Origin of the sequence: Novosphingobium sp., from assembly GCF_040079535.1 — a bacterium.
Lineage (GTDB): Bacteria > Pseudomonadota > Alphaproteobacteria > Sphingomonadales > Sphingomonadaceae > Novosphingobium.
In genome coordinates, this window is sequence record NZ_JBEBKB010000047.1 from 1 (window position 1) to 14,387 (window position 14,387).

Genomic DNA, 14,387 nt, shown 5'->3' on the forward strand with positions numbered 1-14,387 from the left:
CGGCCACCCTATCTTAGGTTAGCCTATGGATGGCTGGGAGGGGGAGCGGGCCGGTTGTAGCGCGGCGCAAGGTTTTAGAGTCATTGACAAGACCTTTTAGAGCACTGCGCGACGTCATTTGCTGCTGATAACCACCTCACGGGCCGGTGTCACGCCCCCTCCAACGCCATAGTTAACCGCCACACCCTCGATCTCGAATCCGGCAAAGATCGCGCGGATCTCGGGCGTGTCGTTCAGCGACATGATGAAGCGCCCCTTAAGTCCCTCTAAGAGGCCTCTGAGAAGCTCGAAATCGGCCGATGAGAAGATGCCGGGGCCATAGTAATCCTCGGTCCCGAAATAGGGCGGGTCGAGGTAGAACAGCGTCCCCTGCGTGTCATAGGTCGCGATCAGCTCAGCATAGGGCAGTCGCTCGATATCCACCCCGCACAGCCGCTCGTGCACGTCCTCCAGCATCGGCACCAGCTTGGTCAGATCGAACCGGGCAGGCTGGGTCCGCGTCACCCCATAACGCCGCCCCACAGCGCCAAAGCTGGCGCGCTGGATAAACAGAAACCGCGCTGCCCGTTCCAGATCGGTCAGGCGGCTGGGATCAAGGCTCACCAGGCGCTCAAATTCGGCCCGGCTGCACACCTGCCACTTCAGCACGTCGAGCAGCTGCTGATAGTGCCGCTGCAGCAGCCGGAACAGGTTGACCACGTCGGCCGAGATATCGTTGATCACTTCCTTCTTCGGCCTTCGCTGGCGGCGAAAGAAGATCCCGCCCATCCCCACGAACGGCTCGGCATAGAGCTCGTGCGGCGCCTGATCGATGCGCTGGGTCAGCAGCTTGGCCAGATTGCGCTTGCCGCCGACATAAGGCGCGACCGGCCGCACCGGCTGAACCGGCTCAAGCATTACCAGCCTCCCCGATCGGCAGCATGGGCAGCCTTGAGAGTGCGATACGCGAGCGCTGCAGCCAGTGGCGAAACCCCGTTACCGGCGCCCCTGGTGCGGTCCACCCGATCGGCCAGCCCATCATCAGCTCGTAGAATCGCGGGTTGGAGATCAGGCCGTCGATGAAGGAGCTGGTGCCAAACCGAAAGCTCACCCGGACCTGGTGCGTAGAGCGGAACGCCGGGTTCTCGGTCAAATGGGGCCTCCAGCCCAGCGCCAGCATTGCCAGCCACAGTTTGGTCCAGGCCCGCGTCGCGTTCCCCAGCGAGAATTGACCTGAGCTTCCCGATGCCACGTAGAAGGGCGCCTTCGGCTGGATCTGGCCCTGCGCAATCATCAGGTCCGGCATGTACCCCGCATCGGTCGCTGTCGGCGTAGGCCAGGATGAACAGGCGGCGACGCCGGTGGCTTGCGCCAGCTTCTCGCGCCGTGAACAGGCCCGCTTTTGTGCGGTAACCCAATTGCGCCAGGCTGGCCGCGACTTCGGCAAATCCCAGATCGAGGTGGCCTTCGACGTTTTCGGCAAAGACTGCCCTGGGCCGCACTTCGCCGATGATCCGCGCAACCTCGGGCCACAGGTGCCGGGGATCGGCCTTGCCGCGGCGCTTTCCGGCCAGGCTGAACGGCTGGCAGGGATAGCCGGCAGAGAGGATATGAACGCGGCCGCGCCACGCGCTGCCATCAAAGGATTTGAGATCGTCCCAAACAGGCGCTGGCTCCAGGGCCGCGTCTTCCATCCGGGCCACGAGAGCGGCCGCAGCATGGGCTTCGCGCTCGACGAAACAAACAGTCCGATATCCGGGCTCGGCGATGCTGAGCCCAAGGTCGAGCCCACCGTATCCAGCGCACAGCGAGAGGCCGCTGAGAGGGGTATGTAAAGCCACAAGGCTGGTCTCCGCTGGCAGCTCATCTGGCGCTCGGAGAAGGGCTCGGCGTTCGGGTTCGAACTGGCCTCAACTGGTTGATCTGGCGGCATCGCCGACACTTGATTTCGACTAGGCCTGCCAGCGCCCCATGCTCTGCCTTGAACAGCAGCGCCTGGCAACCCCCGCATCGATACGCTTCCTTCATGCTTGGCACCTACAAAGGCTCCGCCGTGACGGCCGGGGGAGCCAACGGCTGCGCGCGCAGCCCAAGGTGCGAGTTGTAGCTCGCTGGTCGATGGCGCTGCAACGCCTCGGCCGCCCCCGTTAGGGCGCGGCTTATCCTCTCACATAGTCCACCCGGAACCCGGCCAGATCGACCGCGATCAGCCGCGCGGTGGTGCCCACACTCTTGATGATCTGCGCGGCCACCCAGCTGGTCTGCTGGGTCGCACTGGGCAGGCCGGTGGTCTGCGATCCGGCCTTCACCCAGTTCACGCTGTCGGTTGAATACAGGTAATCGGCGCGGGTCCAGTCAGCATTAAGAAAGGTCGCCAGCCAGATATAATTGGTATCCGGGGCCGGACTTCCGGCTGCAGTTCTGGTCGCTACTGCTGCGGCAAAGCGATCCTGCGACCATTCCGCCGCCGCCCCGTTCCAGCGGGCATTCCACGCTGCTCCATCGGTCAGCGCACCCGCTGCGAGGCTGTCGACGAACCCGCTCAGCACCTGGAATGTCTCCGCCGCAGTCGGCAGGGCCTGCAGCGCGATCCGCGAAACCGACAGCGCACAGCCCTGTTTCGGCACGATCGAGCCGGTGCCGTTATCGCCAACCCCCGCTCGTCCGGTGGCAGTGGTGCCGCTGGTCAGCTGGATCAGCCCCATCGGCTTTTCGACCGTATTGTTGAGATAGGTGCTCGCCGCCGCCGCCGCGCCAGTTCCGCTCACAAAGATCCCGGCCCCGCCGACCACGCCGAGGTTGGCCGTCGCCGTGCCGCCAAGGAAATCGGTAAAGAAAGCCAGTCCCATCTGGCTGGCGTTGCTGCTGGCATAGTTGAGCTGCCAGCGGCTCGAAGTGGCCGACCAGGTGAATTGCGCGCGGTCGCCCGGCATCAGGAAGAACGGGAAGCCGTTGGGCAGATCGAACCGGTTGGCGGCCAGCGATCCTGTGCCCTGATGTTCAAGCACCAGCAGGAAGTCGGTGCTGCGGTTGGAGATCACGATCTCGCGGCCGTCGCTGCCGCCCGCCAGGCCCGAAAGCACGATCGATGCGCTGGCGTTGAACCCAAGCCTAGCGGCGGTCGCAAATCCGAGCGGGGCATAATCGTCCAGATCGGCCGCAGGGGTGACTGTCAGAGTGTCAACCGGTCCGCCAGAGAGCAGCGCAGCCAGTTCAGCCAGGGTGATCTTGTAGTTCGCGCCGCCGCGGGCGATCACCATTTCATCGGTGTTGAGGGCCACCATCTCAGGGGGCCGAAGTCAGGCCGGCGATGTTGAAGCTCAGCGCTTGCCCGGTTGCGACAATCGGGTTGTTCGCGGCGGTTCCTGCGGTGGTCACAGCAGCATGACTGGCCGCCTCGATCACGTCGAGATCGACCGCCTGGGTCACCCCGATCAGTGCCAGTTTGGCCTTGCTGGCATCGGCATCAAAGGCGGCGGTCACGGTCAGAAAATCGACCTTCGCCTTGTGTGCGGGCAGCATCAGTCCGGCGTTCACTGCATCGGCAGCGGGCAGGATCGCGTCCGATCCGCTGTCGCTGACCACTATCCCCTGGAGCGGCCCAGCCGTGTAGCTCAGGTTGGTTGCTCCTCCCACAGTGATATCCAGGCTCTCCTGCTCGGCAATTTTGCGCCAGGTGTTCGAGGCCAGCCACTGATAGAGTGCCCACCCGGCAATGACCGTCCCGTCAAGAGTCGCGTCGTCAACCATCACCCGGTCGCCCGCGCTGAGCTGCGCGTTCAGGGCATTGCGTGCCGTTATATCCGCCACCCGGTATTCGGCGGTGCCCAGGTTCGACTGGACATAGGCGAGCACATCCGAGCCGAGGCACTTGTAATTGGTGCCAGCGCGGCTGATCTGGAAGTAGTCTGATCCATTGAAAGCCATCGTATTTTCTCCTCAATTTTACGGCGCCAGTGGCAATCCAAAAATGTCAAAACTGCCGCCCCCGCCTGGCGGCCCTGGCGGGCCTTGCACACCCACACCCAGCACATGCACCACAGCTGCGGCCTGGCCTGAAATCTTGATCACCTGGCCGCCATCGCCGCGCACAACTACCACCGGGCTGGGCTGTGCGATGATCCGCACCACCGCGCTCATCTTGGCACCACGGTCAGGTCAAATTCGAACACCCCGGCACCGCTGCCGTCGCGAAACACCACCTGTACACCATAACGCTGCCCGGCGCGCAGCAAGGCCGCCTGGGGCGCTGTCGGCGCGGCGATCTCAACCTGGCCTAATACAGCCGAAATGACGATCACAGCAGGCTGCCACGGCAGCGTGGTCTCTTCCACCGCACCGGTCCATCCGGTGGCATTGATCGGCGCGGTTTCACCGGGCTGCCACAGCTCGATAGCGATCGGCTCCAGCACCGTGCGTGACCAGGTGAATTCAGCCATGGCTCAACCCTCCACTTCGCGGGCAATCGGCAGCTCGGCGATCGTGCAGTCGATGAAGAATTCATCGGTCTGGACGATGGTCACGCCCTGACTCTCGAACAGCATCCGGTCAGCCAGGCTCGCGTTGCAGGCCTTGATGATCGCAGGCTTGTCGAGCTCGGTTTTGATCCGCAGAAAATTGATCGCCGCGCGCTGGAGCAGCCAGGCGATTACCGCGTTCACCTTCACCCCTTTGCCCAGCTTCACCGCTTGCGGCGTCAACCGGATCCCCAGCACCGCCCCCGCCAGCTCGGCCGATCGGCATTTGCCAGCCACTGCTTTGCCGCCCGCTTCCCACCACGCCTTCAGCGCGGCAAAGCGCTGCGCATTGGGCTCAGCATAGATCGCGATCAGCGCGTCCCGCTCAGCCTTCACTGCATCGATCGCCTGCTCGGCCGTCAATCGCGCGCGCGCAATCTGGCGCTCGGCCTCGACATATTCGGCCGTCAGCTCGCGCGCGCTGTCTGGCGAAGTCGGCACCGGCAGCGCAGCCTGTTTCTTGCGGCTCAAATCCATTCCTCCATGCTCAGCTCCCACCGGGTTTGCTTGGGATTGCGCCGCTCGAACGGCCGCAGCGATCGCAGCAGGCCATAGTGAATGCGGTTGCGCTGGGCGGTCGTGGCGGCAGGATCCTCGGCCACCAGCACCGGGCCGGTTTCGCCGCTGTCCAGCTGCATCGCGTAAAGCGCTTCGTATTCGGCCTCTGAGAGGTCCCCAAAGGTCCACTTATAGGTGCCCAGCTTGGCCCCGCCGACGATCGCAAACCCGCCCGATGGCAGCCTGGTCGACGTGCCGGTATCGATCACCCCGCGGCCCGCGCCCCATTCCTTGTTCCAGCTGGGCACAAAGCCGGCGCCGCAGATTGCCCGGCCGATGCTCAGCACCGGGTTGCCGGCAGGCTGGATGACGCTGATCCGGATGTAGCGGACATTGACCGCGCCGCCGGTCCACAAGGCATGGCTGACATTGGGCGCCTGGCCGGCCGCATCGATCGCGCGCAGGGCGCTCGCGGCCTTGATCACCGCATCGGTATAGCCGCCAGCACCGCCCGTGATCGTCCAGGTCGCGCCGGCCACCGGGCCATAGATCGCAACCAGGGCAATCGTGTCGATCGACTTGGCAGCACCCAGATCGAGGTCGATCGTGGCGGCGGTGTCTACCGCCGCATCGGTCCACACTTCCTTGGGATCGAAGCTGCCCAGATTGGCTCCGCCAGCCCCGCGTGAAACGGCGATCGCCGATACGGCCGTGGGAGCAAGGATCAGGATATTCGCCACCGCTTACAGCCTCCTCAACACAGTCACGCGCGACAGGCCGGTGGCGCGATCGTCCAGGGCACCAAGCACCATCACGTCCACGCCGGCGTCGTATCCCAGTTGCGCGATCTTCAGGGTCACCACCTGGCCGCGCCGGTCGCGCCATTCGCCCAGCAGCATGTGCTCATCGATCGCGCAGACCGGGCCCAGGAAGGCCAGCTGACGCAGCCCTTCAGCAGCGGCATCGGCCTTGGTGGCGGTCGTCGTCATCCGCGACGTGGTCAGCGCCGTATCGCCCCACCGCGCGCGCAAGGCCGCATCTTCGGAGAGCTGCCACAGGCCTTCCGATTGCAACCATTGCGCGAACAGGGGATCGACCGATGCCATGGCTTCAGATCAACCCAGCTTCGTCAAAACAAGGTTGCGCAGTTGTTCACCCATCCAGTTCCCGTCGGCCAGATGCCCCTTCTCGCTTGGGTGCGTGCTATCGGTGGCCGTGGTGTAAAGCCCGGCCTGATCGTTGTAGAACCGCAGGGCAGCACCCACTGCGGTTGCGGTCGCATTGATATCGATGGTCACCTGCACGGCGCTATCAACGCTCATCACCCGCGCGCCTTCCGGGATGCCAGGTCCGGTTATCCGCGATCCCAGAACCACACCTGCGGTCGATGCCAGCGCGGTGATTACCTTGCTGCCAACGGTTGTGTTGCCGGTCGTGGCGGTCTGCGATCCCGCGCCCTTGCGCAGCACCGGCCCAGGGCCCAGCCGGTCGATGAACCAGACGTTCGCGCTCGATGCGCAAACCTCGCGGCCCGCATCGCGCATTTCATAGATATCAGGCGGCGGGCTCTCATTGGGCCAGGTCGGCCCAAATACAACCAATGGCTTCCCGGCGCGGTGGGTCTGCCAGTGATCAACCATGGTGTAGAGCCCTTTGGCGATGGCATCCTTGTAATGCGCGGCCCCGTTCCAGTTGGCGCTGGCCATCCAGGCGTCATTGATGCTCATCATGATCACCCCCATCGCCGGGTTAGGATCGGCCAGCGTGGCCTGATCGGTAAACCCGTTCAGTGCCAAATCACTCAGCCGCTCGGCATGTTGCCAGTTAACCTTTCCGCCCGTGCCGGGATTTAGGATGCCAGTCGCGCCCACCGCTGCCAGCGCCGGGTTAAAGCCATTGTTGCGCAGCGCGATAATCACTTCGCTATCCCACCCGCGCGCGCCGGTCCCTTCGCCGAAACTGTCGCCGATCACAGTTACCAATGGGTAGTTGCGGGTGAAATCCGCCAAATCGCCAGCCCCGGCTGATTTGACCAGGTAGAAGAACCCTCCCAGCGCCTCCACTCTGATCCGCCGCGCCGCTGAAACCGGGAAGGCCACCTTGATATAGCGCGCCCCGCCATCGGCTGGTGAAAATGCGGTGCCCGCAATCCGGTCGCCCACCCACACCCTGATGTTGGGGGTCCAGAACGCATCGATCGCAGATCCTGTCAGCAGGAATTCAAACTCGGTTCCGGTATGCTCGATCTCGAAGGCGGCATAATTGGTGGTGCGCCCGCCAACATACCAGGCTCCCCGGCTGAAGAAGTTTCCGCCGCCATTCTTGTTGGCCGCGCCGCCCACCCATCTAACCTTCTGCTCGTTGTCGAATGTCGCAAAATTGGCCCCGGCAATCGTCGATGCTGCGGCTGCTGCCGGCACGGTTATCGTCGCCACATCATTGGCGGGGCAGCGCCATGCAGGCTGCGGCAATCGGCCATAAGTGCGCACTGCCGTGATCAGCGCCTGGGTGTTCGCGCTGGGGGCAAAGGCTGCGGCCGCAACCGCAGCGGCCTCGGCGGCGATCCGGTCTGCATCGGCGGCGGCGGCGGCGGCTTCCGCGCCCAGCACCGGGTAAACGCTCAGGTCAATCAGACAATCCACCTTGTTTCCGCCGCCATCGGTGTAAAATCCCAGCACCCTGGTTCCAGCGGCCAGCGTCTGGGGGTTGGTTGCGGTTGGCGCGGTTTCGATTGAAGGCATCTCTTGCTCCTAAACTACACTGAAGATCATCGTGCCGGCCGACACGCTGATGGTTGCGGCCGGGCTGGCGGTGTTCTGCGCAGCCATCAGCCGAACTTTATAGCTGCCCGCCGCCAGGCCGGTCTTTTCCTGGCTGAAATTGATGGACCCGATATCACTCACAAAGCCGCCCGGATCAAAGTGGGCCGGGTCGCCCTGCTGTGTCGCCCCGGTGAACGTTTGCCAGGCCGCGCCGTCCCAGTATTCCGCCTGGGCCACCAGGCGGCGGAACACTTCGCTGGCCCCAAATACCTCATAATCCAGCGTGGCGGTCACAACCAGCTTCTGCCCGGCAGTCAGATCCAGCGGCCCCAGCTCATCGCTGATCGCCGTCAAACCGGCTGAAGTAACTTGCAGGAACGTGCTGTCATAGGCCGGGCCGGATCCGCCACCCGATCCACCCGGCGCGGCCGGCGCATCGTTCTGTCGGGTTACAACGATCGGAAATGGGCCATAGTTTAGGCCAGATACCATCACGGTCAGTTGCGCCGTTCCGGGGCCGGTCCAGCCCGCTCCAATCGTGATCCGGCCTTTGTCCGCGCTGGCCGCCACGGTGTTGATCGATGCGTCAAGCTGCGCCGGGGCCGTGATCGTATAGCTGGCCTCCAGCGCGGTGCGGATATCGCCACCGCCGCGTTTGATCACCGGCGTCAGGACTTTGGGAAGCTGCCCTGCCTTGGGCGCCCCGGCGCTGTCGCAATAAACCACTGCGCTGGCTGGCGGGGTGACTGTCACCTGGTGGTCGGCGGTCACGTCGGCGTTGTCGGCCGGTTTGCCTGGCCCGGTCACATTGGACCAGTCAGCACTGCCAGCGGCATTGCTGTCCTGCGCGTCGGTATAGCCGCTCCCGCTCCAGCCCGCTCCGCCCGATGTCCAGGATCCGGCAGCAGAATACCATGGCAAACCATCAAACCGGTACGGATGCCCGTCAGGTGCAATCCACAGCGCGCCGATCGCCATCGCCGCTGGCCTGGTCGGGCTGCGGTCGGTCAGCACGATCGCAGCCAGGCTATCGCGATTTTGCCGGGTCTCATTGCGCTGATAACCGATCTTGCGCGTTGCGACCGGCCGCAGCGTCCTGACCCGCTCAACGTCATGGCTATCCGCACTGGCAGCGCTGGCGCCCCATTCCCACGGCCGCAGCACGATCTGCCCGCTCGAATCGAGCAGCCACATCAGCGAGCTGTTACCCAAAAGCTCGTCCAGCATCTCAGCCACGCTGGTGGTATCGTCATTGGCCAGCCAACCCACAGCAGCCGGTCGGGCCGCAATGGCAACGGCAATTATGCCGGCAGAAAATGCAGGCCCGGCAATGGCCTCCACCAAGCGCTGAGTGATTGCTGCGGTTGTTTCAACATAGCCAGCGCCAACTTCCCCCCGCAGATCCGCGCACAGATCGCCAGCGGGCTCGGTCCACCATTTGACGCAGGCGATCGACGGACAGGCCACACCGCCGCCTGCCGGGGCTGCTGCGGCCTGCAACGCGGCAAAGGTAGCCGCTGCACTGCCTTGCCATGCTAACAGCGTCAGCGCGGCCGCCGCCGCGCCCTTGTCGCGCACTGCGTCAATCCCCTCGATCAGCCGGGCCGGATCGGCAAAGCAATAGATGTTGTGGGCGGCGTCGATCGGCTCGCCGCGCTTGTTCCATATCCGCCCCCAGATCCGGTCCCGGATCTTGCCTTCCCAGTCCAGCGGACCTTCCAGCGCGCCGGTTCCGGCAAAGCGCGCACTCAGCAACGGCTTCTTCAGCTGGGAGGCGGGGTCAGCCAGGCTGATTTTCAGCTTGCCGTCCTTGGTGGCAACCGCCTCCAACACCCGCCCGCTGATCGCTACTGGCGGCACTTCGGTGCCTTCGGGCCCGATCCAGACGGTGATCGGTGCATCGAACCAAACCAGCGCGGCCAGATCGGCCAGCGAACTGGCCTGGGCCGGTGCCCAGCTCAGCTCTGCCGCAGCCGGGATGCTTCCGGGCGGAAATTCGCCACCGGCAAATTCCAGCGATGCTACCAACGCGGGGAATGTGGTGATCCCGGCCCGCCAGTCGAGATGCCCGCCATAGACATAGGCATAGACGTTACCGCCACCCGCCAGCCGCATTGTCACCGCGCTGCCATCGGCTGCCTGCTTCGGCACGGCCTCAATCAGGATCACCTGCGCCGTCATCGCCCGCTCACTTGCGAAGTGCGGGCCAGTTCCAGCAGATTGCTTGACGCCGGGGCGATGCTGGCCAGCAGCTGGTCAAGCCGGGTGGTGATATCGCCCACGCCGGCAATGATCTGCGCGTTCTGATCGTTGTTCTCATCCAGCGCGGCATTGGTTTTGGTCAACGCAGGATCACTGGCTTTCTTGGCGTCCTCGATCCGCTGGTTGGCCTTGGTAATCGTGTCCCGCGCCGCATCGAGGATGGTGGTGCGATCATCGGCAAATCCGCCTGTGGTGCCATAGGCTTCCTTCGATACGGCGTTGAGCTGGGCCAGCAGCTGCGCCAGCGTATCGGCGGCGCCCTCGGTTCCCTTGTCCGCCTCGGCCTTTGCCGCGCTGATCTTGCCCAGCAGGACCTGCCGCTGGTCCACTGCCGATCCTTCAAACAGCGATCCGCTGGTCATATCATCGATCAGCTGCTGCAGCGATCCAACCTGGTCAGCCAGCATGTCCTTCAGCAGTTTGGCGCGGTCTTCGGCGTTCTTGGCTTCGATCCTGGCCACGTCAAAGCCGTATTCGCGTGCCACCCGCAGCCGCTCGGCCGCCTGCTTCTCAAACTGCTTGAACTGTTCGGCCAGCTCAGCGCCGATGCCGCCGATCGCCAGCTCGACCTCGTGAACCTTCAGCGCCTCCTGGATCGCGGCCTGCACGTCCTTGTTCGATGCCAGCGCCTTTTGCATCGCGGCCGAAATGCCCTGGATCGCGCCCTGGCTGATTGCGCCGGCCAGTGCCGCCTTCATCGCCGCCGCAGGATCAAGCCCATCGTAAAGCGCGCTTTTGCTGTCGCGGCCGAAATAGCTGTTGCCCAGACGCGCATCGCTGCCGCTGCTGCTGACCTGATAATAGTCCTTGTAGCGGCCGACCCCGATCGAATAATTGCCGACACTGGCGCCCAGCGATCCCGCAATCTGCGCGATCGTGCTCTGCAAGTTCGATCCGGTATCGTTGAGGCTGGCCGTGATATCGCCAGTATTGGCATGGGCGTTGACCGCGGTGTTCGAAACCGTCGCCCCGCCGCGTGGCCGGGTGCCAAACATGTTACCCAGGATCCCGCCCGCGATCGATCCGATGATGCTGCCACCGGGGATCGGCAGGAACGAACCCAATGCGCCGCCCAGCTGCGCGCCGCCGCTGCTCAACTTGATCCCGAAGGACTTGGCAATACCGCTGACAAAGGTCCCGGTTTCGGCGCCCTTCAGGCCCTTCTCAAGCCCGCCTAGGATGCCATCTGACAGCTTCTCCCCAAAGACATCCTTGCCGAAGTCGAACATAAACCCGCGGGCCGCGCCCAGCACGCCGCCAACGTTCCCGGCGCTCGCATAGCCAGAGATTGCCCCAGCTATCACCCCTTCAAACTTGCTGAAGAACTGGGTGTTGAAGCTGTCGTTGAGCGCATTGACCGTTGCCCCGGCTACCGAATGACCCAACTTGTCGAAGTACCCTTGCGGGGTCAGTCCGAACACAGAATTGGGGTCCGCCCTGACCGTCAGCTCTTGAAAACCCGCGCCGTCTGATTGGCCCGGCAGAGAGGCCCAGAGCGATGCGCCACTGGCTTTGGCACCTGTGCGGCCGAAGGTCTGGTCGAACGACGACTCCAGACCGCCGGCACCAGCAGCGGGAGGATTGAGAATGCGCTGAGTGGCGACATCGATTGCATCGACCAGGCCCGCCACGGCATTGCCGGCATTAGTCGTTTCGGTGGTCAGATACTCAACGCTGGGCTTGATCCCGCTCTGATCCTTGACCCAGCTGTCCAGATCCTTGAACGCCGGGCCGAACAGCTTCTCAACCAGCATCTGCGAGTTGAGCTGCTGGCCCATCTTGGCGATATTGGCCACGCTGCCATTGCCGGCGAAGATCGAAACGATTTCCTGCTTGATGCTGCGCGTCGTGTCCAGAAACTGCCCCAGCAGGGCCTGCCTGCGTTGCAGCTCCTCGGTCACTTCGCGCTCGTGGCGAACCTGCTCAAGGATCTCCTGCTTTTGGGCAACGCTCAGCTGGTAATTGCGCTCTTCGAACTGGTGGATGATCTCCAGCGCGCGGGCTTCGTCTTCCTTGCCGGCGGTAATCAGGCGTTCGGTTTCAAGCCGCTGGCGCGAATCTTCCTTCAGCTGTTCAAACGGCCGCAGCAACCCTTCCTGAATGGTCTGCTTGGCCGCTTCTGCAGCGGCGATCTGGTCATCGAAAATCCCGCCGATGTTCTTCGCCGTCAGATCCTCGATCGTCCGATTGAGCTCGCGGGTTGAATTGTTGGCCGCATCGATCAGCCGCGGCTGTTCATCCCACTGGCCGCTGATCCGGGCGATCTTGTCCGAAGCCTGCTCGCCGAACTTCTCCAACGCATCAGCGGCTTTATCGGCGTTGTTCGCCACTTCCCCCGGATCGAACGGGAACTTGCCCCCGGCCGGGTTGACCTTCTTGCCGTTGACCAAGACTTCGTAGTGCAGATGCGGCCCGGTCGCGGTACCGGTCGATCCGGCATAGCCGATCAGCTGGCCTTTGCCCACCTGCTGGCCATCCTGCACCGCATAGCCCGAAAGATGGCTATAGCGCGTCTCGGTGCCGCCGCCGTGGCCGATCCCGATCTGCTGGCCATACCCGCCGCGCTTCGCCGCATGAAGGATCACCCCGTCCTGCGTGGCATAAACCGGCGTGCCTTCGCCGGCAGCATAGTCCAGCGCCAGATGGCTGGTCGAAGCACCTTTGGTCGGTGCAAGCCGGGTGCCATAGCCGCTGGTGACCCGTGCACCCGGAACCGGTGAGCCAAAGTCTGCCAGATCGCGGCCGGCATAGGGATCGGCTTTGGGGCGGGGTGATCGGCCACTCTTGCGCTCTGCGTCAAGGTCAGCCTTTCGGTGCGCTTCGATCGCGCTCAGTGTGCCCTTCAGGCTCTTCGATAGTTCTTCATTGCCAGCAGCAGCGCGCCGGGCCGCCGCAGCCTGATCATCATACAGATTGTTGATCTGTTTGACCGGATCGGCAGCCGCCTTCGAATCGCGCGTGGCGTCCTCAATTCTGAGGTTTATGGTAGTCTGCTTAAGCTCCTCAATCTTCTTGTCTTGCGCGTTAAGGGCGAGCACCGTCTGGGTCACAGCCGTTCCGGTGAAACCCGCGCCCGCATTTGATCCAGGGCCAGCTCGGGCGTTTCGCTCAAGCTCGGCACTCAGCAGTTCGCGGGTCGCGATCGCGCGTTTCAACATGGCCTCAGCGTCCGCCAAGTTGAGTTTGATCATGTCTTCGGTGTTTTTGCGGGTGCGGTCCTGCTCGGCATTGTAGTCGCGCAGGGCTTGCCTTGCTTCGTTTGAGCCCAACCCGACCTTCTGCAGCGCATCGTGCAGGGTCATCGACTTGCCGCCGAGCTTGTCGCTTTCGTCCCCGCTCATGATCATTTGCTGGGCCAGGCTTGCCAGCAGACTAGTCCCCATGATCACTGCAGCGCCCCACGGCCCGGCCAGGAACCTAGCAAGGCCCGAGAACCGGCCATCCATCATCGCTACCGCATCGGCCACCTGGCCGCCCTGCTGGGCGATGATCTGGCCGATATTGGCACCGCCTTGCAGCTGCACCTGCACATCCGACACCTGCCGGCCGAGGTTGAGGTAGCCAGCCCGCGCCTGGGCGGTTGCTCTGGTGCTTGAACTGGCCAGCTGGTCATTGGCCGCGGCTGCCCGCCCAGCAGCTGTGGTAATGCCGTTAAGACCGGTCTCGGCCGCGTTCGCTGCTGCAACCGCGCCTTGGGCGTCCCCACCGATGACCAGGCTTGTTCTCAGCGTCATTCTTCGCCAGTCCTCATCCCGTTGAGCACGTTTCGGGCCGCGGCTTCCATCACGCGCAGATCGTTCCACAGCGCCGGAGTGGCGGCGATGCCGGCTCCTGCCAGGCCCGCCGCCACCGCGCTGTAATCAAGGCCTTGCCAGTAAACCCGGCCGTCCATCCCCTGTGCGATCGCGCGCCACTGAGTCGCCACGAACAGGAAGGCACAGACCGCGTCCCAGTTCTCTGCCCAGACTTCGAAATCATCGCCCTTTCCGCCTTCCTTAAGCGATGCGATAACCTCGTCCGGTGCCCCCATGTCGCGGGCTTCGCGGGCCGCCTCGGACAGGTCGCGACCGCCGCCGCCCGCCCAGTGGCGGGCCGCGGCCTTCAGTTTCCCAGACGAACCTTGGTCATTGCGTGGATGTAGTGCTGCATCAGCGCGATCCGCACGTAAGGCACGCCGATCAGCTGATCGCGCAGGAGATCGTTGTATTCGACCGGCTCGCCGGCATCGTTGACCAGGTCATCCAGCTTGACGAGGATCTGCTGGAGCGACTTGACCTGGTTGGCCGAGGCATCGAGCTCGGGATCGTTGTCCAGATCCTCGATCGGCAGGACCTTGAACGTGGCCTTCAGTGTCTGTTCGCTGTGCCCG

General features: G+C 63.8%; 15 protein-coding genes and 1 pseudogene. All 16 read right to left on the reverse strand.

Features of this window, described 5'->3' with window-relative positions:
- Positions 1 to 114: 114 nt before the first annotated feature.
- Positions 115 to 897, reverse strand: a complete 783-nt coding sequence (locus ABL914_RS12280) for a DNA adenine methylase (protein WP_391563474.1) — start codon at positions 895 to 897, stop codon at positions 115 to 117.
- Complete coding sequence (locus ABL914_RS12285) at positions 890 to 1,285, reverse strand: hypothetical protein (protein ID WP_391563488.1); 396 nt, start codon at positions 1,283 to 1,285, stop codon at positions 890 to 892. The genes ABL914_RS12280 and ABL914_RS12285 overlap by 8 nt, the downstream gene beginning before the upstream one ends.
- Positions 1,286 to 1,361: 76 nt before the next feature.
- Positions 1,362 to 1,820, reverse strand: a pseudogene (locus tag ABL914_RS12290) (DNA cytosine methyltransferase); the annotation flags it as partial.
- Between the two features lie 22 nt (positions 1,821 to 1,842).
- Entirely contained in the window at positions 1,843 to 2,007 is a 165-nt protein-coding gene (locus tag ABL914_RS12295; RefSeq protein WP_391563475.1) for a Com family DNA-binding transcriptional regulator, read from the reverse strand.
- 131 nt (positions 2,008 to 2,138) lie between these two features.
- On the reverse strand, positions 2,139 to 3,260 hold the full coding sequence (locus ABL914_RS12300; RefSeq protein WP_391563476.1) for a hypothetical protein: 1,122 nt from the start codon (positions 3,258 to 3,260) through the stop codon (positions 2,139 to 2,141).
- A gap of 4 nt (positions 3,261 to 3,264) precedes the next feature.
- A complete protein-coding gene (locus ABL914_RS12305; RefSeq protein ID WP_391563477.1) occupies positions 3,265 to 3,906 on the reverse strand; it encodes a hypothetical protein in 642 nt (213 codons plus the stop codon).
- 18 nt (positions 3,907 to 3,924) lie between these two features.
- The gene (locus tag ABL914_RS12310; protein ID WP_391563478.1) at positions 3,925 to 4,119 is read right to left on the reverse strand and encodes a hypothetical protein; all 195 of its coding nucleotides are present in this window, start codon (positions 4,117 to 4,119) and stop codon (positions 3,925 to 3,927) included.
- Positions 4,116 to 4,418, reverse strand: coding sequence for a hypothetical protein (locus tag ABL914_RS12315; protein ID WP_391563479.1), 303 nt, complete (start codon positions 4,416 to 4,418; stop codon positions 4,116 to 4,118). The genes ABL914_RS12310 and ABL914_RS12315 overlap by 4 nt, the downstream gene beginning before the upstream one ends.
- A 3-nt stretch (positions 4,419 to 4,421) precedes the next feature.
- Positions 4,422 to 4,967, reverse strand: coding sequence for a host-nuclease inhibitor Gam family protein (locus ABL914_RS12320; protein ID WP_391563480.1), 546 nt, complete (start codon positions 4,965 to 4,967; stop codon positions 4,422 to 4,424).
- Positions 4,964 to 5,734, reverse strand: coding sequence for a hypothetical protein (locus ABL914_RS12325; protein ID WP_391563481.1), 771 nt, complete (start codon positions 5,732 to 5,734; stop codon positions 4,964 to 4,966). The genes ABL914_RS12320 and ABL914_RS12325 overlap by 4 nt, the downstream gene beginning before the upstream one ends.
- A gap of 3 nt (positions 5,735 to 5,737) precedes the next feature.
- On the reverse strand, positions 5,738 to 6,100 hold the full coding sequence (locus tag ABL914_RS12330; protein ID WP_391563482.1) for a hypothetical protein: 363 nt from the start codon (positions 6,098 to 6,100) through the stop codon (positions 5,738 to 5,740).
- A 9-nt stretch (positions 6,101 to 6,109) separates the two neighbouring features.
- Complete coding sequence (locus ABL914_RS12335) at positions 6,110 to 7,735, reverse strand: hypothetical protein (RefSeq protein ID WP_391563483.1); 1,626 nt, start codon at positions 7,733 to 7,735, stop codon at positions 6,110 to 6,112.
- A gap of 9 nt (positions 7,736 to 7,744) precedes the next feature.
- The gene (locus tag ABL914_RS12340) at positions 7,745 to 9,937 is read right to left on the reverse strand and encodes a hypothetical protein (RefSeq protein WP_391563484.1); all 2,193 of its coding nucleotides are present in this window, start codon (positions 9,935 to 9,937) and stop codon (positions 7,745 to 7,747) included.
- Positions 9,934 to 13,752: a peptidoglycan DD-metalloendopeptidase family protein gene (locus tag ABL914_RS12345; RefSeq protein WP_391563485.1), complete on the reverse strand. Its 3,819-nt coding sequence runs from the start codon at positions 13,750 to 13,752 to the stop codon at positions 9,934 to 9,936. Before ABL914_RS12345 ends, ABL914_RS12340 begins: the two co-directional genes overlap by 4 nt.
- Positions 13,749 to 14,048 (reverse strand): DUF1799 domain-containing protein, encoded by a 300-nt coding sequence (locus tag ABL914_RS12350; RefSeq protein ID WP_391563486.1) that lies wholly within the window; start codon positions 14,046 to 14,048, stop codon positions 13,749 to 13,751. The genes ABL914_RS12345 and ABL914_RS12350 overlap by 4 nt, the downstream gene beginning before the upstream one ends.
- A gap of 71 nt (positions 14,049 to 14,119) precedes the next feature.
- Positions 14,120 to 14,387, reverse strand: a 268-nt coding sequence (locus ABL914_RS12355; RefSeq protein ID WP_391563487.1) for a hypothetical protein, incomplete at its 5' end; no start/stop codon positions are given.